The following is a 23,646-nucleotide window of genomic DNA, read 5'->3' as shown; positions in this document are numbered from 1 at the left end:
TACGGGCGGCGGCATTCCCGAAGGAGGAGGCCAAGATCATGAGAACGGCACGGACAACGCCCCGCTTTTAGGGGCGCGGGGAACTGCGCGACCAGCCCCCACCGGCCCGCGGCCGGAGAACGACCGGAAACGGCTGAGGGACCGCACCTCGAAAGGTACGGCCCCTCAGTCAATGGCTAAGCCTCAGCGGCGAGCGTTCAGCTCTGCCCACCCGCCAGCTTCTCCCGCAGAGCGGCCAGCGCCTCGTCCGAGGCGAGCGCACCGCTGTTGTCCGCACCCTCGGAGGAGTACGAGCCACCGGACGCGGCCGGAGCCGCACCCGCGGCGTCGCCACCCTCGGCGGCGGCAGCGGCGTCGGCCTCGCGGCTCTTGATGACCTGCTGCTGGTGCTGCTCGAAGCGCTGCTGCGCCTCGGCGTACTGGTTCTCCCACACCTCGCGCTGAGCCTCGAAGCCCTCGAGCCAGTCGTTGGTCTCGGGGTCGAAGCCCTCGGGGTAGATGTAGTTGCCCTGGTCGTCGTAGGACGCGGCCATGCCGTACAGGGTCGGGTCGAACTCGACCGTGGCCGGGTCGGCACCGAAGGCCTCGTTGGCCTGCTTCAGCGAGAGGCTGATGCGACGGCGCTCGAGGTCGATGTCGATGACCTTGACGAAGATCTCGTCGTTGACCTGGACGACCTGCTCCGGGATCTCCACGTGGCGCTCGGCCAGCTCGGAGATGTGGACCAGACCCTCGATGCCCTCGTCCACGCGGACGAACGCACCGAACGGAACCAGCTTCGTGACCTTGCCGGGCACGACCTGGCCGATCTGGTGGGTGCGGGCGAACTGCTGCCACGGGTCTTCCTGGGTCGCCTTCAGCGACAGGGAGACACGCTCGCGGTCCATGTCCACGTCGAGGACCTCGACGGTGACTTCCTGGCCGACCTCGACAACCTCGGACGGGTGGTCGATGTGCTTCCAGGACAGCTCGGAGACGTGGACCAGACCGTCGACGCCACCCAGGTCCACGAAGGCACCGAAGTTGACGATCGAGGAGACGACGCCGGAACGGACCTGACCCTTCTGGAGGGTGGTGAGGAACGTCTGGCGGACCTCGGACTGGGTCTGCTCCAGCCAGGCACGGCGGGACAGGACCACGTTGTTGCGGTTCTTGTCCAGCTCGATGATCTTGGCCTCGAGCTCCTTGCCGACGTACGGCTGGAGGTCGCGGACACGGCGCATCTCGACCAGGGAGGCCGGGAGGAAGCCGCGGAGGCCGATGTCGAGGATGAGACCACCCTTGACGACCTCGATGACGGTACCGGTGACGATGCCGTCCTCTTCCTTGATCTTCTCGATGGTGCCCCAGGCACGCTCGTACTGGGCGCGCTTCTTCGAGAGGATCAGGCGGCCTTCCTTGTCCTCCTTCTGGAGAACAAGGGCCTCGATCTCGTCACCGACGGCGACGACCTCGTTGGGGTCGACGTCGTGCTTGATCGAGAGCTCGCGGCTCGGGATGACACCTTCGGTCTTGTAACCGATGTCGAGCAGGACCTCGTCCCGGTCGACCTTCACGATGACGCCGTCGACGATGTCGCCGTCGTTGAAGTACTTGATCGTCTCGTCGATCGCGGCGAGGAAGGCTTCCTCGTTACCGATGTCGTTGACCGCAACCTGCGGGGTGGTGGCGGTGGTCTCGGTGCTGCTCGTCATGTGGGAAAGGGCTCCGGTACGGACATTGAAGTCGTAGGTACTGCTACGCCGGGAGCCCGTATCGCTCTGAAGAAGCCGGACAGCCAAGGAAGCGCCACAGAATTCCGGTGGCGCCTCGACAACCGAGGGGACATACAACAGATGCGAGCGCAGCCTGCTACGTCTGAGGTGCGCAGGCCCGCAGCGCAACTTGTAGCATACGGGGGCAGCCGGACAGGGTCAATGCGCGAAGCCGCACACCCGGGGCGGATCGCCCCATACCCGGCACAAAACCTGTCTCTTGAGGCCACGTGGGCCTTGGGCAGTCCCTTTCGTGACACCGCCGGGAGGGGCCGCGCCATTCAGGTGACGGAAGAGTACGACGAGGGAGCCGATCATCCAAGAGCCCGTATCGCCCGAGATCGAGTCCGCCGAGCCGGAGGCCACGCGGCGGCAGGCCGACGTCGCCGAGAGTTCCCGGGCCAACCGGGGCTGGTGGGACCGCAACGCGGACGAGTACCAGATCGAGCACGGCACCTTCCTCGGCGACGACCGCTTCGTGTGGGGCCCCGAGGGACTGGACGAGGTGGAGGCCGAGCTGCTCGGACCGCCGGAGGACCTCAAGGGCAAGGACGTCCTGGAGATCGGCGCCGGCGCCGCGCAGTGCTCGCGCTGGCTGGCCGCGCAGGGGGCCCGTCCGGTCGCCCTGGACCTCTCCCACCGGCAGCTTCAGCACTCGTTGCGCATCGGGGGCGCGTTCCCGCTGGTGTGCGCCGACGCGGGCGCCCTTCCCTTCGCCGACGGTTCCTTCGACCTGGCGTGCTCGGCGTACGGCGCGCTGCCGTTCGTCGCCGACCCGGTGCTGGTCCTCAAGGAGGTGCGCCGTGTGCTGCGGCCGGGCGGCCGCTTCGTCTTCTCGGTCACCCATCCGATCCGCTGGGCCTTCCCCGACGAGCCGGGCCCGGCGGGTCTGTCCGTCGCCGCCTCCTATTTCGACCGGACGCCGTACGTCGAGCAGGACGAGGAAGGCCGCGCGGTCTACGTCGAACACCACCGCACGGTCGGCGACCGGGTGCGGGACATCGTCGCCGGCGGGTTCCGGCTGGTGGACCTCGTCGAGCCGGAGTGGCCGTCCTGGAACACCTCCGAGTGGGGCGGCTGGTCGCCGCTGCGCGGGAACCTGATCCCGGGGACGGCGATCTTCGTATGCGTACGAGACTGAGAGCGTGATCCGTTACGACGCCCTGGACGCGCTGCCCGTACGCGCCGCCCTGCCCGGTCTGACCGACGCCCTGGACGGGCACGGCACGGCGGTGCTGGTCGCGCCGCCCGGCACCGGCAAGACGACGCTGGTGCCGCTGGCCCTGGCGGGGCTGCTCGGTGAGGGGTCGGCGCGGCGGGTCGTCGTCGCCGAGCCCCGGCGGATCGCCGCGCGGGCGGCTGCCCGGCGGATGGCGTGGCTGCTGGGCGAGAAGGTCGGCGGGAGCGTCGGCTACACCGTGCGCGGTGAACGGGTCGTCGGGCGGCACGCACGCGTGGAGGTCGTCACGACCGGTGTGCTGCTCCAGCGCTTGCAGCGCGACCAGGAGCTCGCGGGTGTGGACGTCGTGATCCTCGACGAGTGCCACGAACGGCACCTGGACGCGGACACGACCGCCGCCTTCCTGTGGGACGTACGGCAGGCCCTGCGGCCGGAGCTGCGGCTGGTGGCCGCGTCGGCGACGACGGACGCGCAGGGCTGGGCGCGGCTGCTGGGCGACGCGCCGGTCGTCGAGGCCGAGGGCGCCGCGCACCCCGTGGAGGTGGTCTGGGCGCCGCCGACGCGTCCCGTACGGCCGCCGCACGGCATGCGGGTCGACCCGGCGCTGCTGACGCATGTGGCGTCGGTGGTGCGGCGGGCGCTGGCCGAGCGGGCCGGCGATGTGCTCTGTTTCCTGCCCGGCGCGGGCGAGATCGCGCGGGTGGCCGGGCAGCTGGGGGATCTCGGGGACGTCGAGGTGCTCCAGGTGCACGGGCGGGCTCCGGCGGCCGTGCAGGACGCGGTGCTGGCGCCCGGGGCGGGGCGCCGGGTGGTTCTGGCGACCTCCGTGGCCGAGTCCTCGCTGACCGTCCCCGGGGTGCGGGTGGTCGTCGACTCCGGGCTGGCGCGGGAGCCGCGCGTCGACCACGCACGCGGGCTGAGCGCGCTCACGACCGTACGGGCCTCGCAGGCCGCCGGGCGGCAGCGGGCGGGTCGTGCCGGGCGTGAGGCGCCGGGCGCGGTGTACCGCTGCTGGGCGGAGGCCGAGGACGCGCGGCTGCCGCGGTTCCCGTCGCCGGAGATCAAGGTGGCCGACCTGACGGCCTTCGCCCTGCAGGCGGCGTGCTGGGGCGACCCGGAGGCCACCGGGCTGGCCCTGCTGGACCCGCCGCCGGGCGGCGCGATGGCGGCGGCGAGAAGCGTCCTGACGGCCATCGGAGCGGTGGACACCGCAGGACGGGCCACACCCCGCGGCACCGACCTGGCCCGCCTGGGCCTGCATCCCCGACTGGGCCGGGCCCTGCTGGACACGTCCGGCGAGGGCGCCGAGGCAGTGGCCCTGCTGAGCGAGGAACCCCCGAGGGACTACGGCGACGACCTGACCGCGGCACTACGAGCGGCCCGGCACGGCACCGACGCCTACGCGGGACGCTGGCGCGCGGAGGTACGACGCCTGCGAGCGAACAGCGTGAGCGGACAGAGGCCGGGCGACGGTGACGGCGCCGGCCGCGCGGCGCAGGGCGGGGACGAGCGCACGAAGGCCGGCGGCAGGGGTGACCGCAGTGCGGCGCACCTCGGAGATGAGCGCGCTGCGGGGCTGGTCGCCGCCCTTGCCTTCCCCGAGCGTGTTGCCAAAGTCGACGGTGGGTCCTGTCTCATGGCCTCCGGGACGCGGGCCGAGTTGCGGGAGGGCAGTCCGTTGCGGGGGGCGCCGTGGATCGCTGTCGCTGTGGCGGACCGGCCGGTGGGCAAGGGGCACGCGCGTGTGCAGCTCGCCGCCGTGGTGGACGAGGACACGGCTCGTTCGGCGGCGGCCTCGCTGTATCACTCGGGCCAGGAGGTGCACTGGGCCGACGGGGACGTCGTCGCGCGGCGGGTCGAGCGGCTCGGGGCGATCGAGCTGGCGGTGCGGCCCCTGAAGGACGCCGACGCCGGCCTCGTACGCGACGCGTTGCTCGAAGGGCTGCGGCAGGAAGGGCTCGGCCTGTTGCGCTGGTCGGCCGATGCCGGCCTACTGCGGCAGCGGCTCGCCTTTCTGCGGCTGCAGGTCGGGGAGCCCTGGCCCGATGTCTCCGACGACGCGCTGCACGCGCGCGTGGACGAGTGGCTGGAGCCCGAGCTGGGGCGGGCGAGGCGAAGGAGTGACCTGGCCCGGATCAATGCCGGGGAGGCGCTCGGGCGGCTGTTGCCGTGGGCGTCCGGAGATGCCGGGCGGCTGGACGAGCTGGCGCCGGAGCGGATCACCGTACCGAGTGGGTCCAGAATCCGGATCGACTACGGCAATCCGGAGCAGCCCGTTCTCGCCGTGAAGTTGCAGGAGATGTTCGGCCTGCAGGAGTCGCCGGCCGTGGCCGGGGTGCCGCTGCTCGTCCATCTGCTCTCCCCCGCCGGGCGGCCCGCGGCCGTCACCGCGGACCTCGCCTCCTTCTGGAAGGACGGCTACAGGGGCGTACGGGCGGAGTTGCGCGGGCGGTATCCGAAGCATCCCTGGCCGGAGGATCCGGCGAGCGCCGAGCCGACCCGGCACACGAACGCCCGGCTCAGGCGGTGACCGGTTCGGGCTCGGCGTCCTTCGTCGGTTCCGGGTCGCCGGGGCGGCGGCTGCGGGCCTCCAGGTAGAGGGAGAGCGCGAGGAGGAGGACGCCCAGGGTGAGGAAGCCCCAGGGCAGGTACGACGTCAGCAGCAGGACCAGGGTGCGGTTGGAGCTGACGAGGTCGACCGTGTAGTCGATGTAGTCCTCGCGCATCTTCACGTGGCCCGCGAACGCCGTCACCTTGTCGCGGTCGCCGAGCAGGGTACCGCCGCGCAGTTCCTCCTTGTGGATCTCCTCGCCGTAGACCGGGGCGCCGGTGAGGGGTTCGACCCAGAACTTGCGGACGGTGGTGTACCAGCGGGTCGTGCCGGTCTTGGCGACCGACTCCGGTGTGATGCCTTCGACGGGCATCGTCCGGGGGAACTTCACCTTGGTCCACGGGATGGTCTGTTCGAAGTAGTAGACCTCGACCCCGCGGAAGTCCTGGGTGCCCTTGTAGTGGATGGGGGCGGTGATCCGCGCCTGGGCGTCGAAGTACTCGTAGTCCCGTTTCTCCGTAAGGAAGGGCCACTTGAACTCGATGCCCTGCCGTTTCACCGGATCCCCGTCGACCATCTCGCCCGTGGCGTGGACGGGTTCCTGGGAGTGGGCGTCGAAGATGTAGCGCTCGGGGATCCTGGAGACCATCTTGCCGTCGGGGCCCACGACGTAGGAGAGGCCGTCCCAGACGACGACGTCCTTGCCGGCCGTCCTCTCGATCTTCTCCGACTCCTCGACGTTGCCCTTCAGCGTCTGCACGATGGTGACCTTGGGGACCTTGCGGGCCTTCATCGTGCCGTAGTCGAGGAGTGTCGCGTCCTTCGCCTCCAGGACCATGTCCTGGTACTGGTTCGCGGGGATCTTCGCCAGGCGCGGGAAGGCGTACCAGCGCAGCAGCGGGGACAGGGCCGCGAAGAACACGGCAAGGGCGAGCAGGATCAGACTGGCCTTGCGGCGCATCTCGGCCTCCCTCCCGGACGGGGCGGTTCTACGGGTGTGCGGGCACCGTCGTCAGCAGCGGCTTCGGGGAGGTCTCGCCCGCCGGTGAGCCCATCGCGGTGAGCGCGAGGACCAGGGCGAGCGCGACGGCGAGACCGGTCGCGGCGGCGATCAGGGCGCGCATGCCTGCCTCCCTGCCAATGGGAACTGATACATCGTCAGGTCCGGCACCGTAGCAACGGGCGGGCGAGATGAGAACACGTTGCGCACACGGACGAGGGGCGACCGGTCCGCCGTGGCGGAGGGGCGCCCCTCGTCGGATCGTGCGGGGTTCAGGCGGACGGGCTCGCGGAGTCCGAGGGGGTCGCGCCGGGCGACGTCTCGGCCGGCGCCACCTTCAGCTCGACGGTGAGGGTCGCGCCGCCCGCGGTGTTGATGCGGAGCAGGAACGTGCCGGTGGTGTCGTCCGCGTACAGCTTGGGCAGCTTGAGCAGGCCGTCGGCGTCAGTCGTCAGGCCGCTCAGGGTGCGCACCGTCTTGCCGTCGGCGTCCTTGAAGTACGGGCCCTTGTCGTTCTCGGTCGCGTCGTCCGCCGACTTGATGAGGGTGGCGGTGGCCGCGACCTTGTCCGCCACGGCGCCCTTGTAGGTGGCCTTCACCTCGACCTGGTCCGCGAACTCGCCGCCCGGGATGCAGGTCAGCGCGGTGTCGGCGGTACGGGCGAGGGTGTCGGCGGCGCGCTCGGTGACGGTGGCCGTGTAGTCGAGGCCGGCGATTATGCGGCCGACCACGGTGGCCCGTACGACGAACTCGCCGGTGTCCTCGCCCGCCTTGAGCGCGGGCGCCAGCGCCTTGCCGGCCGTGTCGGTGAGAACGGTGGCGTACTTCTCGCCGGTGCTGAAGGCGGCGTCGGTGTCGCCGATGATCGTGAAGCGGATCCGGACCTTGGCGACGGCCTTGCCGGCCTCGGTCTCGGCGCGGGCGGTGATCTTCTCGGTGAAGGTGTCGCCCGCCATCGCGCTGAGCTTGGCGGTCCCCGCGTCCTCCAGGTGGTGCACGGTGTCGGTGGGGGTGGGGGTCGGCGTGGGCGACGGCGTGGCGGGCGGCGTCGTGCTCGGCGGCGGGGTCGGCCGGGGGCTCGTGGAACCGTCGTTGCCGCCGCCGGGCCTGGGGGTGCTCGGCGACGCGGGTGTCGTCGGTGTGCCGGGACTCGTCGGCGTGGGGCTCGCGCCCGCCGTGTCGTCGCTGCGGTCCGACGGGAGGGTGCCCGTGCCGTCCGGGATCTCGTGGGTGCCCTTGCGGTAGAACTCCAGCCACCTCAGGACGAGGTTCAGATAGTCCTGCGAGTTGTTGTAGCTGAGGATCGCGCTGTCGAGGTCCGCCTTGGTGGACAGGTCCCAGCCGAAGCGGCACAGATAGTGGCCGGCGGCGAGCGCGGCGTCGTAGACGTTGTTGGGGTCCTTCTTGCCGTCGCCGTTGCCGTCGCGGCCGGCCCACTCCCAGGTGGACGGGATGAACTGCATGGGCCCGACGGCACGGTCGTAGGCGCTGTCGCCGTCGTAGGCGCCGCCGTCGGTGTCGCTGATGCTCGCGAAGCCGTTGCCGTTGAGCTGCGGGCCGAGAATCTTGGAGAGCGTGTTGCCGTTCGCGTCGACCCGGCCGCCGCGGGCCTGGCCCGACTCGACCTTGCCGATGGCGGCGAGCAGCTCCCAGGGGAGGTTGCAGCCGGGCTTGGCGTCCTGGAGGGCGGTCGCGGCCTTCTTGTAGGCGTCGAGAACGGTCGCGGGGATGCCCGCCTCGCCGGCGCCCTGGTTGGCGGGGGTGCCGGTGGTGGGCGAGGGGTTGGGGCTGTTGAGGGGCGGCAGGTCCGTGTAGTACGGGGAGTTGCCGGTCGCGCTGTCCTCGGCGGGCGTGTCCGGGGAGGGCTGGGTGCCGGTGGTGACCTTTCTGCCGGCGTCGTCGGTCGTCACTCCCGGAGCCTGGGACGCGGCCAGTGCCGCGACCACGACCGCGGCGACCGTGGTGTTCACCGCGCCCTTGCGGAGCCTGCCGAATTGCGCCGCCATGGATTGGACCCCTCCCGCGGACGCCTTGCGCGCCCATCTCTGTCTGTCGAGCCGCCGTGCTCGCCCTTGTAGTGACGATCGACCGGCCGCGACAGTTGCCCCCGCCGCGCGCCTTCTTCGCTGTTCATCTGTTCGACCGCATACCCTTGCGGCGGCGACCCAGGCGACCCTACGACAACTTCCTTTGCAGGGTCACCCGTTGGTGCCCGATTTTTACCCCTTGGTCATGTGAGAGCTGTTCGTCGTACGCCCGCCATACCGGCTACTTTGACGGCCTGGATGGACCGGTCCCGCAACACCCCGCACGAGGAGCCCCGTTGCCGTTCACGCTCAGCCACGCGGCGGCCGTACTGCCGGCCGTCCGCACCGACGGATCCGGCCGCGGCACGCTCGTACCGGCCGTGCTGGTGGCAGGTTCCTTCGCTCCCGACATGACCTATTACGCGGCTGGTGTCCTGCCCGGGGCGATGGAGTTCGGCGACGTCACGCACTCGTTCGCGGGTGTGTTCACGGTCGATGTGGTGGTCGCCTGGGCGCTGGTGGGGCTGTGGCTCCTGCTGCGCGAACCGCTCGTGGCACTGCTGCCGGTGCGGCGGCAGGCGCGGGTGGCGACGCTGCTGCGCTGCGGGGCGCCACGCGCGCGTGTCCGGCCGTCGGTGGCGGCGCGCTGGTACGTCTCGGCCGTGATCGGAGCTCTGACGCATGTCGTGTGGGACGCGTTCACGCATCTCGACCGCTGGGGGATGCGGCTGTTTCCCGTGCTGGGCGAGGAGATCGCGGGGTCGCCGCTGTACTGGTACCTCCAGTACGGCGGTTCGGCGGTGGCGGCGGTCGTCATCGCCGCGTTCGTGGTGGTGGCCCTGCGGCGGACGGTTCCGGCCGCGTCGGTCGGGGTTGCGGCCCTCTCGGTGCGGGACCGGTGGCTGGCCGGCGCGGTGATCGGCGGCCTGGCCGCGGTGGCCGCCGTGCAGCGGGCGTCGCGGTGGTGGGCGTACTGGGGGTCGACCGCGAAGTACTGGGAGCTGATTCCCACGCTGTGCTTCGGCGCGGGCGCGGGGCTCGTCCTCGGGCTGGTGCTGTACGCCCTCGGGGTCAGGGTGTGGCGTCCGGTTCCGCGCCCGGGCAGTGCGGGTGCCGGTGGGGCCGAGCGGGAGCCGAGCCGTCCAGCTGCTCGCTCAGAGCTCGGGCGGTCGCGAGGAACATCGTGATGACACGGACGGGGCGGTAGCGCAGGAGCGCGGCGCGGGCGAGGGCCAGTCGGCCGCTCAGGGCTGCCGCCGTCCGCCGCAGGGGTGCCGTGAGGTCGGCCGGGAGGCGGGCGGTGCCGGCGTCGGCGGCGAAGGGCGGGGCCGAGGGCGGCTTTGTGGAGGGGGCGTCCTCGCTGTTCACGTTCGCCGGTGCCGGGGCCGTCCGGCGGTGGAGCGTGTGTATACCCATGCCCGCATCCTTACGGGCGGTGGGTGGCGGGAGCGTGTTTGCGGGGGCCACGCGAGTGACGGGTCCCTCCGGGGGTGGGCCGGGGCCGCTGCGTGTGCCGGGTTGCGCTTTCGTCCGGGGCTGCGGGTGCGTTGTGGCTGGTCGCGCAGTTCCCCGCGCCCCTGAGAAGCCCGCTGCGTCTGCCGGGTTGCGCCCTCGTCCGCGGCCACGGGTGCGTTGTGGCTGGTCGCGCAGTTCCCCGCGCCCCTGAGAAGCCCGCTGCGTCTGCCGGGTTACGCCCTCGTCCGCGGCCACGGGTGCGTTGTGGCTGGTCGCGCAGTTCCCCGCGCCCCTGAGAAGCCCGCTGCGTCTGCCGGGTTGCGCCCTCGTCCGCGGCCACGGGTGCGTTGTGGCTGGTCGCGCAGTTCCCCGCGCCCCTGAAGGGCGCTGCGTCTGCCGGGTTGCGACCTCGTTCACGGCCGCGGGTGCGTCGTCGCTCGTCGTGCAGTTCCCCGCGCCCCTGGTGGGGCGCGGTGTGCCGGGGGCGGGTGACAGCCCGACCCCGGCACATCGCATGGCTGTGACGCCGGAGGCGCTAGTGCGCTGCCGATTCCCAGTCCGTGCCGTCGCCCACCGAGACGCCCAGGGGGACGTTGAGGTGGACGGCGTCGGACATCTCGCGGCGGACCAGGGTCTCGGCCGCCTCGCGTTCGCCGGGGGCGATTTCCAGGACGATTTCGTCGTGGACCTGGAGGAGCATGCGGGAGGTGAGGTTCTCCTCGCGCAGGGCCCGGTCCACGTTCAGCATGGCGATCTTGACGATGTCCGCCGCCGTGCCCTGGATGGGCGCGTTGAGAGCCATGCGCTCGGCCGCCTCGCGGCGCTGGCGGTTGTCGCTGTTGAGGTCGGGGAGGTAGCGGCGGCGGCCGAAGAGCGTCGCCGTGTAGCCGGTCGCCCGCGCCTCGTCGACCGCGCGGCGGAGGTAGTCGCGTACGCCGCCGAAGCGCTCGAAGTACGCGTCCATCAGGGCACGCGCCTCGCCCGCGTCGATGTTCAGCTGCTGGGAGAGGCCGAAGGCCGAGAGGCCGTATGCCAGGCCGTACGACATCGCCTTGATCTTGCGGCGCATCTCCGCGTCCACCGCGGCCGGCTCCACGGCGAAGACCTGTGAGGCGGCCGTGGTGTGCAGGTCCTCGCCCGAGGTGAACGCCTCGATCAGGCCCTCGTCCTCGGAGAGGTGGGCCATCACGCGCAGCTCGATCTGGCTGTAGTCGGCGGTCATCAGGGACTCGAAGCCCTCGCCGACCACGAAGCCCCTGCGGATCGCCCGGCCCTCGTCGGTGCGGACCGGGATGTTCTGGAGGTTGGGGTCCGTGGAGGAGAGGCGACCGGTTGCCGCGACGGTCTGGTTGAACGTCGTGTGGATACGGCCGTCCGCCGCGATCGTCTTGATCAGGCCCTCGACGGTCACCCGCAGCTTCGCCTGCTCGCGGTGGCGCAGCATGATGACCGGCAGTTCGTTCTCGGTCTGGCCGGCCAGCCAGGCCAGGGCGTCGGCGTCCGTGGTGTAGCCGGTCTTCGTCTTCTTCGTCTTGGGCAGCGCGAGCTCGCCGAAGAGGACCTCCTGGAGCTGCTTGGGCGAACCCAGGTTGAACTCGTGCCCGGCCGCGGCGTGCGCCTCCTTCACGGCCTGCTGGACGGCGCCCGCGAACATCTGCTCCATGGCCTCCAGGTGGGCCCGGTCCGCCGCGATGCCGTGCCGCTCCATGCGGGCCAGCAGGGCGGACGTCGGCAGCTCCATGTCCCGGAGCAGGTCAGCGGCGCCGACCTCCTCCAGACGGCTCTCGAACGCCTCGCCCAGGTCCAGGACCGCGCGGGCCTGGATCATCAGCGCCTCGGCCTCGGCGCCGTCGTCCGCACCGAAGGCCAGCTGGCCGTCGGCCGCGGCGGCCGGGGCCAGCTCGCGGTGGAGGTACTCCAGGGACAGCGCGTCCAGGTCGAAGGAGCGGCGGCCCGGCTTGACCAGGTAGGCGGCGAGCGCGGTGTCCATGCGGACGCCCTCGATGCTCCAGCCGTGCTCGGCGAAGACGCGCATCGCGCCCTTGGCGTTGTGGAAGACCTTCGGCTTGGCGGCGTCGGCCAGCCAGGCCGCGAACGCCTGCTCGTCGGCCTCGTCCAGCTGCGACGGGTCGAACCAGCCCGCCGCGCCGTCGCCCGCCGCGAGCGCCACCTCGGCGACCGAGCCGGTGCCCAGCCCCCAGGTGTCGACGGTGGCGACGCCGAGGACCTCGCCCGCGTGCTCCGCCAGCCAGGGCGCCAGCTCGCCGGTGCCGAGCACCGCGCCGTCGATCTCCACGCCGTCGGTCGCGATCGGCGTGGCCTCGGCCTCCTCGGCGCCCGGGTCGACGCCGAAGAGCCGCTCGCGCAGGGACGGGTTCCTGATCTCCAGGGTGTCCAGGACCATCGAGACGGCCTTGCGGTCGTACGGCTCGCGCGCGAGGTCGGTGACGGTCTTGGGCAGCTCGACCCGGCGCTCCAGCTCGGTGAGGCGGCGGTTGAGCTTGACCGCCTCCAGGTGGTCGCGGAGGTTCTGGCCGGCCTTGCCCTTGACCTCCTCGACGCGCTCGACCAGCTCCGCGAACGAACCGAACTGGTTGATCCACTTCGCGGCGGTCTTCTCGCCGACGCCCGGGATGCCCGGCAGGTTGTCGGACGGGTCGCCGCGCAGGGCCGCGAAGTCGGGGTACTGGGCGGGCGTCAGTCCGTACTTCTCGAAGACCTTCTCCGGGGTGAAGCGGGTCAGCTCGGAGACGCCCTTCGTCGGGTACAGCACCGTGGTGTGGTCGCTGACCAGCTGGAAGGAGTCACGGTCGCCGGTGACGATCAGCACGTCGAAACCGTCGGCCTCGGCCTGGGTGGCGAGGGTGGCGATCACGTCGTCGGCCTCGAAGCCGTCGACCGCGAAGCGCGAGACGTGCATCGCGTCGAGGAGCTCGCCGATCAGCTCGACCTGGCCCTTGAACTCGTCGGGTGTCTTGGAGCGGTTCGCCTTGTACTCGGTGAACTCCGCGGAGCGCCAGGTCTTGCGGGACACGTCGAAGGCCACGGCGAAGTGCGTGGGCGCTTCGTCGCGCAGCGTGTTGGCCAGCATCGACGCGAAGCCGTAGATCGCGTTCGTCGGCTGGCCCGTCGCGGTCGTGAAGTTCTCCGCGGGGAGCGCGAAGAACGCGCGGTAGGCCAGCGAGTGCCCGTCCATGAGCATCAGGCGGGGCCGGCTGCCGCCGGGGGTGGTCTCGGTCTTCTTCGATGCTGTCTCTGCCACGCCCCCGATCCTGCCACGCCCCACTGACAGTCGGTCCCCATCGGGGGTGCGGCCCTGTGGAGGGGCTGTGCGGGCCCGTGGGGCGGGAGATCTCAGGTGCCGGGACCCCCCACCGCGTTGTCGGTCCCGCATGCGAGGATCGGAGATGTAGCTCACACGTGTACGTGAAGAGGAGTGCGCGATGGCCACCAAGCCGCCCAAGGGTGATCCGGTTCAGGACGCGCCGCAGGTCGCCGAGCCGAAGCATGCGGCGGCGGGGCTGCCTGCCATCGGGCACACCCTGCGTATCGCGCAGCAGCAGATGGGCGTGAAGCGGACGATGCTGACGCTGCTCAGCGTCAACCAGAAGAGCGGCTTCGACTGCCCGGGCTGCGCCTGGCCGGAGCCGGACCACCGGCACAAGGCGGAGTTCTGTGAGAACGGCGCGAAGGCGGTGGCCGAGGAGGCGACCCTGCGCCGGGTCACCCCGGAGTTCTTCGCCGCGCACTCCGTGGCCGACCTCGCGACCCGCAGCGGCTACTGGCTGGGACAGCAGGGCCGGCTGACTCACCCCATGTACCTCCCGGAGGGCGGCACGCACTACGAGCCGGTCACCTGGGAGCGGGCCTTCGACATCGTCGCCGAGGACATCGCCGCCCTCGGCTCCCCCGACGAGGCCGTCTTCTACACCTCCGGCCGCACCAGCAACGAGGCCGCGTTCCTCTATCAGCTCTTCGCACGCGAGCTCGGCACGAACAACCTGCCGGACTGCTCCAACATGTGCCACGAGTCGTCCGGGTCGGCCCTCTCCGAGACCATCGGCATCGGCAAGGGCAGCGTCCTGCTCGACGACCTGTACAAGGCCGAGCTGATCATCGTCGCCGGGCAGAACCCGGGCACGAACCACCCGCGCATGCTGTCCGCCCTGGAGAAGGCCAAGGCGAACGGCGCGAAGATCATCACCGTCAACCCGCTGCCCGAGGCGGGCCTGGAGCGCTTCAAGAACCCGCAGACCCCGCAGGGCATGCTCAAGGGCGCCGCGCTCACGGACCTGTTCCTCCAGATCCGCATCGGCGGCGACCAGGCCCTGTTCCGTCTCCTCAACAAGCTGATCCTCGAGACCGAGGACGCGGTCGACGAGGAGTTCGTGCGCGAACACACCCATGGCTACGAGGAGTTCGCCGAGGCCGCCCGCGCCGCCGACTGGGACGAGACGCTGACGGCGACCGGCCTCACGCGCGAGGACATCGACAAGGCCATGTCGATGATCCTCGCCTCGCGGCGCACCATCGTGTGCTGGGCGATGGGCCTGACCCAGCACAAGCACTCGGTGCCGACGATCCGCGAGGTCGTCAACTTCCTTCTGCTGCGGGGCGACATCGGCCGTCCGGGCTCGGGCGTGTGCCCGGTGCGCGGTCACTCCAACGTGCAGGGCGACCGCACGATGGGCATCTTCGAGCGGCCGGCCCCGGCCTTCCTGGACGCCCTGGAGAAGGAGTTCGGCTTCGCGCCCCCGCGTGAGCACGGCTTCGACGTCGTACGGGCCATCCGGGCCATGCGCGACGGCGAGGCGAAGGTCTTCTTCGCGATGGGCGGCAACTTCGTGGCGGCCACGCCCGACACGGATGTCACCGAGGCGGCGATGCGACGGGTCCGGCTGACCGTGCATGTGTCGACGAAGCTCAATCGCAGCCATGCCGTCACGGGCGCCCGCGCGCTGATCCTGCCGACGCTGGGCCGCACCGAGCGCGATCTGCAGGGCAGCGGCGAGCAGTTCGTGACCGTCGAGGACTCGATGGGCATGGTGCACGCCTCCCGCGGCCGGCTGGAGCCGGCGAGCACACAGCTGCTGTCGGAGCCGGCGATCGTATGCCGTCTGGCGCGGCGGGTGCTGGGCGAGGGCAGCGTCACGCCGTGGGAGGAGTTCGAGAAGGACTACGCGACGGTCCGCGACCGTATCGCGCGCGTGGTCCCCGGTTTCGAGGACTTCAACGCGCGCGTGGCCCGCCCCGGCGGCTTCACGCTCCCGCACGGCCCGCGCGACGAGCGCCGCTTCCCGACGGCGACGGGCAAGGCCAACTTCACGGCGGCCCCGGTCGAGTACCCGGAGGTCCCCGAGGGGCGGCTGCTGCTGCAGACGCTGCGCTCGCACGACCAGTACAACACCACGATCTACGGCCTCGACGACCGTTACCGGGGTATCCGCAACGGCCGCCGGGTGGTCATGATCAACCCGGAGGACGCACAGCGCCTGAAGATCGCCGACGGCTCGTACGTCGACCTGGTCGGCGAGTGGAAGGACGGCGTCGAGCGGCGGGCGCCCGGCTTCCGGGTGGTGCACTACCCGACGGCCCGCGGCTGCGCGGCCGCGTACTACCCGGAGACCAACGTGCTGGTCCCGCTGGACGCCACCGCGGACACCAGCAACACCCCGGCCAGCAAGTCCGTCGTCGTCCGTCTGGAACAATCGGCGACCGACTGAGCGTTTGCTCAGTCGTCCCCAGCGACCGAGCACCCCGAACGGAGCCGACCCCATGGGCGAGCAGCAGCACGTGAAGTTCCCGCAAGAGGTCATAGACGAGTACGCCGCGCTCGGCGTCGACCTGCCCGCCCTGTTCTCCGCCGGGCACCTCGGCACGCGCATGGGCGTGCAGATCGTGGAGGCGTCCGCCGAGCGGGTCGTCGGGACCATGCCGGTGGAGGGGAACACCCAGCCCTACGGGCTGCTGCACGGCGGTGCCTCGGCGGTGCTCGCCGAGACGCTGGGGTCGGTGGGGTCGATGCTGCACGGCGGGAGCTCCAAGATCGCGGTCGGCGTCGATCTCAACTGCACCCATCACCGGGGTGCGCGCTCCGGACTTGTGACGGGCGTGGCCACGCCGCTGCACCAGGGCCGCTCGACGGCGACGTACGAGATCGCGATCAGTGACGAGCAGGGGCGGCGGGTGTGCACCGCGCGGCTCACCTGTCTGCTGCGGGACGTGAACCCGGGCGACGGGGAGCACCTCCGGTCGGCGAACTGACGCCGACGCCTCGACGACAACGATGTGACCACAACCCCCTTGCGCCCGCCGACCGTTGAAACACCGGCTCCCGACGGCATAACGTCAGGGGCATGACGACGGGAGGGCACCGCCGCAAGGGGGCCGCGCTCGGACTGGCGCTGCTGGCCGCCGTATCGACGGCCGGCTGCGGGGCCGCCCCCGGCGCCGGGGGCGAGACGGCCGAGCCCCGGGTGAGCGCCAACTCCCCTTCCCCGCCGGCGACTCCGCCCGCCCAGCTGTGCGCGCACCTCATCGGCTACTGGGCGCGCCGGTCCCTGACGGGCGACACCTACGGGGACTACCAGTCGATGGGCCTGTCCGACGGCCAGTACGAGATCCTGCGCGAGGTCGTCGATGCCGCGCGGGCCGAGCGCGCGGACGAACGGGCGGCGGAGCGGCTGATCGACCGCAGGGCACGGGAGTTGTGCGCGGCGCGGTACCGCGAAGGCGAACCGACCGGGGGCCCATGGGGCTGAGGGCCGCATTCCGCAATTCCATTTTCGTTGCCCTATGCACGGAAAAGGCCGGGGCGCCGAACACCTTTCACATTCGTAACTCTGTGTAATACGGGTGCAATGCGAACCAACGCTCCCCCTGTGGTGATCGACATTCGCACAAGGCACCCGAGACCCTCCGGCAGCCTCCAGCAACGACCTCGGTAATGACCGAAACGCGTGAACACTCGTGAAGAAGCTACGCGCGAACGCTGCGAGTTCTCACAATGCGGACAGGGCGAATCGGCCGGAAATCCGCTCTTCCCCCCACGGAGTACCGCTCTGTGTTACCCCGTGTCATAACAAGAGCGTCACAGCCTTGGTCAGAGCCTCCTCCATGTTCCCCACCCGCGCTTAGAGTCACCGCCAGTCACCGCGCCATCGGATTCGAAGTCACTTCGGCCCAGCGCTCGACTCGGCGAGTTCCATGGGGAGCCGCCGTGCCAGGGAAAGGACCTGATTCGTGCGTCAACGTTCGATCATCGCCATAACCGCCGCGCTCGCGGCGGGATCGCTGACACTCACGGCTTGTGGGTCGCGTGACGACGACGGCGGCAGCAGCAACGGCGACAAGACCACTGTTGTGATCGGTGTCGACGCCCCGCTGACCGGCGACCTGTCGGCCCTCGGCCTCGGCATCAAGAACTCCGCCGACCTGGCCGCCAAGACGGCCAACAAGCAGGAGTACGTCAAGGGCGTCGAGTTCAAGATCGAAGCCCTCGACGACCAGGCGCAGCCCACCGTGGGCCAGCAGAACGCCGTCAAGTTCATCAACAACAAGGACGTCCTCGGCGTCGTCGGCCCGCTGAACTCCAGCGTCTCGCAGCAGATGCAGAAGCCGTTCAACGACGCCGGCCTCACCCAGGTCTCCCCGGCCAACACCGGTACGGAGCTGACCCAGGGCGACGGCTGGAAGACCGGCAACTCGGTCCGCCAGTTCAAGACCTTCTTCCGTACGGCCACCACGGACGAGATCCAGGGCGCCTTCGCAGCGGACTACCTGTACAACCAGGCGAAGCTGAAGAAGGTCTACCTGATCGACGACCAGAAGACCTACGGAGCCGGTCTCGCCGCCTCCTTCAAGGCGAACTTCACGAAGTTCGGTGGTCAGATCGTGGGCACGGACCACATCAACCCCGACGACCGTGACTTCAACGCCGTGGTCGCCAAGATCAAGAAGACCGGTGCCCAGGCCCTCTACTACGGCGGCGAGTACCCGGCCGCCGGTCCGCTGAGCCAGCAGCTCAAGGACAGCGGCCAGAACATCCCGCTCATGGGCGGCGACGGCATCTACTCCGGTGAGTTCCCGAAGCTGAACAAGAAGGCCGAGGGCGACCTCGCGACCTCCGTCGGCGAGCCCGTCGAGAAGCTCGACTCCGCCCAGACGTTCATCAAGAACTACAAGGCCGGGGGCTACGAGGACGACTACGAGGCCTACGGCGGCCTCACCTACGACGCCACCTGGTCGATCATCGAGGCCGTGAAGCTGGCGGTCGAGGGCAACGACGGCAAGGTTCCGTCCGACGGCCGCAAGGCGGTCCTGGACGCCATGGCCAAGGTCAAGTTCGACGGCGTCACCGGCACCATCTCGTTCGACGAGTTCGGTGACACCACGAACCACACGATGACCGCGTACAAGGTCAAGAGCAACGCGTGGGCGCCGGAGTTCAGCGGCGAACCCAAGCTCGGCTGACGAAGGACGAGTAGAGACTCCCCACCTCACACATTGATCCAGGCCGCGCGGGAAGCGCCCACCAGCGCTCCCCGCGCGGCGCCATATCCGAACCACTCCACGGAGGCCCTGCGGTGAACGAACTGCCGCAACAGCTGGCCAATGGACTCATCCTCGGCGCGATGTACGGACTCATCGCGATCGGCTACACGATGGTCTACGGCATCGTCCAGCTCATCAACTTCGCCCACGGCGAGATTTTCATGGTCGGGGGCTTCGGGGCCCTCACCGTCTGGTTGGTCCTCCCCGACGGCTTCGGCCTCGGGGCCGCAGTACCCCTCATGATCATCGGTGGCGTCCTCGTCTCGGTCGCCGTCGGAACGGCGGCGGAACGGTTCGCCTACCGCCCGCTGCGCAGCGCGCCACGACTGGCGCCACTCATCACCGCCATCGGTCTGTCCATCGTCCTCCAGCAGGCCGTGTGGATGTGGTTCCCGGACGCCAAGAAGGACGTCCCCTTCCCCCAGTTCCACGGCGGCCCCATCGACATCCTCGGCGCCAACGTCCAGCGCGGTGACCTCTTCGTCCTCATAGCCGCCCCGCTGTGCATGATCGCCCTCGGCCTGTTCGTCACCAAGACGCGCTCCGGCCGCGGCATGCAGGCCACCGCCCAGGACCCCGACACCGCCAAGCTGATGGGCATCAACACCGACCGCATCATCGTCATGGCGTTCGCCATCGGTGCCGCGTTCGCCGCCATCGCAGCCGTCGCCTACGGCCTGAAGAACGGCCAGGTCGGCTTCCGTATGGGCTTCCTGATGGGCCTCAAGGCCTTCACCGCGGCCGTCCTCGGCGGCATCGGCAACATCTACGGCGCCATGCTCGGCGGTGTGGTCCTCGGTGTCGCCGAGTCCCTCGCCACCGGCTACATCGGTGAGATCCCGGGCATGGACCTCTTCGGCGGCGGCGCCTGGAAGGACGTGTGGGCCTTCGCCCTCCTCATCCTCGTCCTGCTGTTCAGGCCACAGGGTCTGCTCGGCGAACGCGTCGCGGATCGGGCGTGATACCCATGACCACCGAGATCCCCATGGACAAGACCACCGACACCGCCAAGGTGTCCCCGGCCGAAGCCACCCCGATCGTCCCGCTGCCGCAGGCCCTGGCCCGTGGAGTGACGGTCGCCGGCTCCGCCGTCGCCCTCGTGGGCACGTTCCTCGCCTGGACCTGGACCGAGGACTTCCCGGGCAACCTGACCGTCACCGGCTACCCCGGCGGCCTTCAGGTCCTCACCCTCTTCGGCTCCCTGCTGACGCTGCTGTTCGCCCTCTCCGGCTACGGCATCCGCGGCCTGGGCTGGCTCACCCCCGGTGGCAAGAACAGCCCCGTGCTGCTCGCCTCCCTCGGCGTGTTCGCCACCACGGGCTACGCCATCGGCGCGATCACCCAGGAGCTCGGCGGCCTGGTCAACCTGGAGCCCGGCGCCTGGGTCTCCGGCATCGGCGCCCTCGTCGCCGTGATCGGTGCCCTCGGCCTCCCCGTCGACCAGCCCTACGACGCGGGCGACCCGACCCCCAATCTGTGGGGCCGTATCCGCCACTCGCTCACCGCGCCCGACCCCGGCCGGGCCGAGGAACTGCCCTCCTGGGCGGAGATCCTGATCATCGCGGCGGGCTTCGGCATCGGTCTGTACGTCTTCACCTACGGCATCGCCACCGAGTACTCCGAGCTGTTCATCGGCTTCCTGATCATCGCGGCGTTCGGCTTCACCGCCGTCACCCGCGCCGGTCTGCTCAAGCGGCTGTCGGCCCTGACCGCCAAGCACCGCAACGTCACCCTCGGTGCGGCGTTCGCGGCGGCGATCTGCTTCCCCTTCACCCAGACCAACGACCAGTTCGCCCTCATCGGCGCGAACATCCTGATCTTCGCCACGGTCGCCCTGGGTCTCAACGTCGTCGTCGGCCTCGCCGGCCTGCTCGACCTCGGCTACGTCGCCTTCCTCGGCGTCGGCGCCTATGCCGCCGCCCTGGTCTCCGGCTCGCCGTCGTCGACCATCGGCGTGCAGTTCCCGTTCTGGGCGGCCGTTCTCACCGGCGCCGGCGCCTCGCTGATCTTCGGCGTGGTGATCGGTGCCCCGACCCTGCGGCTGCGCGGCGACTACCTCGCCATCGTGACGCTCGGCTTCGGTGAGATCTTCCGCATCACGATGAACAACCTGAACGGCAACAGCGGCCCGGACGTCACCAACGGCTCCAACGGCATCCCGCAGATCCCCGACCTGGAGATCTTCGGGTTCAACCTCGGAGTCCCGCACAACGTCCTCGGCCACGAGCTGACCCGCTCGGCCAACTACTACCTGCTGATGCTGGTGTTCACGGCGGTCGTCGTGATGGTCTTCCGCCGCTCGGCGGAGTCCCGTATCGGCCGCGCATGGGTCGCCATCCGCGAGGACGAGACCGCCGCGACCGCGATGGGCATCAACGGCTTCCGCCTGAAGCTCCTCGCCTTCGCACTCGGCGCCTCCCTCGCCGGTCTCGCGGGCACCGTCCAGGCGCATGTGTCCTACAGCGTCACCCCCGAGCAGTACCAGTTCGCCGGCTCCGTGCCGCCCAACTCGGCCTTCCTGCTCGCCGCCGTCATCCTCGGCGGCATGGGCACCATCAGCGGCCCGCTGATCGGCGCCGCGCTGCTCTACCTGATCCCGGCCAAGCTCCAGTTCATGGCGGAGTACCAGCTGCTGCTCTTCGGCATCGCGCTGATGCTGCTGATGCGCTTCCGTCCCGAGGGCCTGGTCGCCGACCGCAGGAAGCAGCTCGAATTCCACGAGACCGGACAGCTCGACGTACCGGAGGACAAGCCATTGCCCGAAGGCGCGACCGGCGTCGCGAAGGCAGGGGCGTGACCGCCATGACCACCACCACAACCGCACCCAGCACGACCACGGTGCTCGACGCGAGCGGTGTCACCATGCGCTTCGGCGGTCTGACCGCCGTACGCGACGTGGACCTCACCGTGAACTCCGGCGAGATCGTCGGCCTCATCGGCCCCAACGGCGCCGGCAAGACGACCTTCTTCAACTGCCTCACCGGCCTGTACGTGCCGACCGAGGGCAAGGTCGCCTACAAGGGCACGGTCCTGCCGCCCAAGCCGCACCTGGTCACCCAGGCCGGCATCGCCCGTACGTTCCAGAACATCCGGCTCTTCGCCAATATGACCGTTCTGGAGAACGTGCTGGTCGGACGGCACACCCGGACCAAGGAGGGCCTCTGGTCGGCGCTCCTGCGCCTGCCCGGCTTCAAGAAGGCCGAGGACGCGTCCCGGGCCCGCGCCATGGAACTCCTGGAGTTCACCGGTCTGGCCGCCAAGGCCGACCACCTCGCCCGCAACCTGCCCTACGGCGAGCAGCGCAAGCTGGAGATCGCCCGGGCGCTGGCGAGCGAGCCCGGTCTGCTCCTCCTCGACGAGCCGACCGCCGGTATGAACCCGCAGGAGACCCGGGCGGCCGAGGAGCTCATCTTCGCCATCCGGGACCAGGGCATCGCCGTCCTCGTCATCGAGCACGACATCCGGTTCATCATGAACCTCTGCGACCGGGTCGCCGTGCTGGTCCAGGGCGAGAAGATCGTCGAGGGCCCCGCCGAGGTCGTCCAGGCCGACGAGCGCGTCATCGCCGCCTACCTGGGCACGCCCTTCGAGGGTGCGCCCGGCGCGGCGGAGGCGGCCGAGGTCGAGGCCGCCGAGGCCGAGGCGCAGAGCACCACGGAAGGGGATGACAAGTGACCGCACTGCTCGAGGTCGAGGACCTCAGGGTCGCTTACGGCAAGATCGAGGCCGTCAAGGGCATCTCGTTCAAGGTGAACGCGGGCGAGGTCGTCACCCTCATCGGCACCAACGGCGCCGGCAAGACCACGACCCTGCGCACGCTGTCGGGTCTGCTCCAGCCGCTGTCCGGCCAGATCAGGTTCGACGGCAAGTCGCTGAAGAAGATCCCCGCCCACAAGGTCGTCTCGCTGGGGCTCGCCCACTCCCCCGAGGGGCGGCACATCTTCCCCCGCATGACGATCGAGGACAACCTCCGCCTCGGAGCGTTCCTGCGCTCCGACAAGGAAGGCATCGAGAAGGACATCCAGCGCGCCTACGACCTCTTCCCCATCCTCGGAGAGCGCCGCAAGCAAGCCGCGGGCACCCTCTCCGGCGGTGAGCAGCAGATGCTCGCCATGGGACGGGCGCTGATGTCCCGGCCGAAGCTGCTCATGCTCGACGAGCCCTCCATGGGTCTGTCGCCGATCATGATGCAGAAGATCATGGCGACCATCCAGGAGCTCAAGGCCGCGGGCACCACCATTCTGCTCATCGAGCAGAACGCCCAGGCCGCGCTCTCGCTGGCCGACCACGGCCATGTGATGGAGGTCGGCAAGATCGTCCTCTCCGGCTCCGGGCAGGACCTCCTGCACGACGAGTCGGTACGCAAGGCCTACCTCGGCGAGGACTGATCACCTCAACGACGAGGCCCGTGCCCCCCGGTCAGGGGCACGGGCCTCGTTCGTGTTCCCGGGTACGTCAGCCCTTGGCGGCCTTCTTCTCGTCGGCGTCCTGGATGACGGCCTCGGCGACCTGCTGCATCGACATACGGCGGTCCATGGAGGTCTTCTGGATCCACCGGAACGCGGCCGGCTCCGTCAGTCCGTACTCGGTCTGGAGGATGGACTTCGCCCGGTCGACCAGCTTGCGGGTCTCCAGGCGCAGAGTGAGGTCGGCGACCTCCTTCTCCAGTTCCTTCAGCTCGGTGAACCGCGAGACGGCCATCTCGATCGCCGGTACGACGTCGCTCTTGCTGAACGGCTTGACCAGATAGGCCATCGCACCGGCGTCCCGGGCCCGCTCGACGAGGTCGCGCTGCGAGAACGCCGTCAGCATCAGCACCGGGGCGATGCTCTCCTCGGCGATCTTCTCGGCCGCCGAAATGCCGTCCAGCTTGGGCATCTTGACATCGAGAATGACGAGGTCGGGCCGGTGCTCACGGGCCAGTTCCACGGCCTGCTCACCGTCACCGGCCTCACCGACGACGGTGTACCCCTCTTCTTCGAGCATCTCTTTGAGATCGAGCCGGATCAACGCCTCGTCCTCGGCAATGACGACGCGGGTCGTCAGCGGAGGCACGTGCGACTTGTCGTCGTCGGGCGCGTCTACGGGCTGGGGCGACTCGGGGGCGGTCACGAAGGCTCCTCGTT

The 23,646-nt window shown here is 70.2% G+C and carries 17 protein-coding genes; 11 read left to right on the top strand and 6 right to left on the bottom strand.

Going from position 1 to position 23,646, the window contains the following annotated elements; genetic code table 11:
• Positions 1-197 precede the first annotated feature (197 nt).
• Entirely contained in the window at positions 198-1,694 is a 1,497-nt protein-coding gene (rpsA, locus tag ACFPQ9_RS12845) for a 30S ribosomal protein S1 (protein ID WP_380851556.1), read from the bottom strand.
• A gap of 373 nt (positions 1,695-2,067) precedes the next feature.
• Here rpsA and ACFPQ9_RS12840 point away from each other — a divergent pair, with 373 nt between their 5' ends.
• A complete protein-coding gene (locus ACFPQ9_RS12840; protein ID WP_380852377.1) occupies positions 2,068-2,895 on the top strand; it encodes a class I SAM-dependent methyltransferase in 828 nt (275 codons plus the stop codon).
• Positions 2,896-2,899: 4 nt separating this feature from the next.
• Positions 2,900-5,464, top strand: coding sequence for an ATP-dependent helicase HrpB (gene hrpB / locus ACFPQ9_RS12835; protein ID WP_380851553.1), 2,565 nt, complete (start codon positions 2,900-2,902; stop codon positions 5,462-5,464).
• On the opposite strand, the gene pgfA is transcribed toward hrpB, so the two are convergent.
• From pgfA to ACFPQ9_RS12820, 3 genes are all read right to left on the bottom strand, one after another.
• Positions 5,454-6,446, bottom strand: coding sequence for a cell envelope lipid trafficking protein PgfA (gene pgfA / locus ACFPQ9_RS12830; RefSeq protein WP_380851550.1), 993 nt, complete (start codon positions 6,444-6,446; stop codon positions 5,454-5,456). The genes hrpB and pgfA overlap by 11 nt on opposite strands.
• Positions 6,447-6,474: 28 nt before the next feature.
• Complete coding sequence (locus ACFPQ9_RS12825; RefSeq protein ID WP_107438846.1) at positions 6,475-6,609, bottom strand: SPW_0924 family protein; 135 nt, start codon at positions 6,607-6,609, stop codon at positions 6,475-6,477.
• A gap of 148 nt (positions 6,610-6,757) precedes the next feature.
• Positions 6,758-8,491 (bottom strand): lytic transglycosylase domain-containing protein, encoded by a 1,734-nt coding sequence (locus tag ACFPQ9_RS12820; protein WP_380851546.1) that lies wholly within the window; start codon positions 8,489-8,491, stop codon positions 6,758-6,760.
• Positions 8,492-8,808: 317 nt separating this feature from the next.
• Between ACFPQ9_RS12820 and ACFPQ9_RS12815 the strand changes: the two genes are divergently transcribed.
• Positions 8,809-9,699 (top strand): DUF4184 family protein, encoded by an 891-nt coding sequence (locus ACFPQ9_RS12815; RefSeq protein ID WP_380851543.1) that lies wholly within the window; start codon positions 8,809-8,811, stop codon positions 9,697-9,699.
• Between the two features lie 803 nt (positions 9,700-10,502).
• Here the strand turns inward: ACFPQ9_RS12815 and polA are convergent.
• Positions 10,503-13,229, bottom strand: a complete 2,727-nt coding sequence (polA, locus tag ACFPQ9_RS12810) for a DNA polymerase I (RefSeq protein ID WP_380851540.1) — start codon at positions 13,227-13,229, stop codon at positions 10,503-10,505.
• Positions 13,230-13,410: 181 nt separating this feature from the next.
• Here polA and ACFPQ9_RS12805 point away from each other — a divergent pair, with 181 nt between their 5' ends.
• The 8 genes from ACFPQ9_RS12805 (at position 13,411) to ACFPQ9_RS12770 (ending at position 22,908) form a co-directional block, all read left to right on the top strand.
• On the top strand, positions 13,411-15,690 hold the full coding sequence (locus ACFPQ9_RS12805) for an FdhF/YdeP family oxidoreductase (RefSeq protein WP_380851537.1): 2,280 nt from the start codon (positions 13,411-13,413) through the stop codon (positions 15,688-15,690).
• Positions 15,691-15,742: 52 nt separating this feature from the next.
• A complete protein-coding gene (locus tag ACFPQ9_RS12800) occupies positions 15,743-16,231 on the top strand; it encodes a hotdog fold thioesterase (protein ID WP_380851534.1) in 489 nt (162 codons plus the stop codon).
• A 92-nt stretch (positions 16,232-16,323) separates the two neighbouring features.
• Positions 16,324-16,728 carry a hypothetical protein gene (locus tag ACFPQ9_RS12795; protein ID WP_380851531.1) on the top strand — a complete coding sequence of 135 codons (405 nt, stop codon included), beginning with the start codon at positions 16,324-16,326 and terminating at the stop codon, positions 16,726-16,728.
• 481 nt (positions 16,729-17,209) lie between these two features.
• A complete protein-coding gene (locus ACFPQ9_RS12790) occupies positions 17,210-18,439 on the top strand; it encodes a branched-chain amino acid ABC transporter substrate-binding protein (RefSeq protein WP_380851528.1) in 1,230 nt (409 codons plus the stop codon).
• Between the two features lie 113 nt (positions 18,440-18,552).
• Positions 18,553-19,482, top strand: a complete 930-nt coding sequence (locus tag ACFPQ9_RS12785) for a branched-chain amino acid ABC transporter permease (RefSeq protein WP_380851525.1) — start codon at positions 18,553-18,555, stop codon at positions 19,480-19,482.
• A 23-nt stretch (positions 19,483-19,505) separates the two neighbouring features.
• The gene (locus ACFPQ9_RS12780; RefSeq protein WP_380852374.1) at positions 19,506-21,317 is read left to right on the top strand and encodes a branched-chain amino acid ABC transporter permease; all 1,812 of its coding nucleotides are present in this window, start codon (positions 19,506-19,508) and stop codon (positions 21,315-21,317) included.
• Between the two features lie 5 nt (positions 21,318-21,322).
• Entirely contained in the window at positions 21,323-22,195 is an 873-nt protein-coding gene (locus tag ACFPQ9_RS12775; RefSeq protein ID WP_380851522.1) for an ABC transporter ATP-binding protein, read from the top strand.
• Positions 22,192-22,908, top strand: coding sequence for an ABC transporter ATP-binding protein (locus ACFPQ9_RS12770; RefSeq protein WP_380851519.1), 717 nt, complete (start codon positions 22,192-22,194; stop codon positions 22,906-22,908). Before ACFPQ9_RS12775 ends, ACFPQ9_RS12770 begins: the two co-directional genes overlap by 4 nt.
• Positions 22,909-22,975: 67 nt before the next feature.
• Here the strand turns inward: ACFPQ9_RS12770 and ACFPQ9_RS12765 are convergent, their stop codons facing one another.
• Complete coding sequence (locus tag ACFPQ9_RS12765) at positions 22,976-23,632, bottom strand: ANTAR domain-containing response regulator (protein WP_030949406.1); 657 nt, start codon at positions 23,630-23,632, stop codon at positions 22,976-22,978.
• Positions 23,633-23,646: the final 14 nt, after the last annotated feature.

This window comes from Streptomyces coerulescens (assembly GCF_042657965.1).
In the GTDB taxonomy this organism is placed as follows: Bacteria; Actinomycetota; Actinomycetes; order Streptomycetales; family Streptomycetaceae; genus Streptomyces; species Streptomyces coerulescens.
This window is presented reverse-complemented; position numbering and strand designations above follow the sequence as displayed.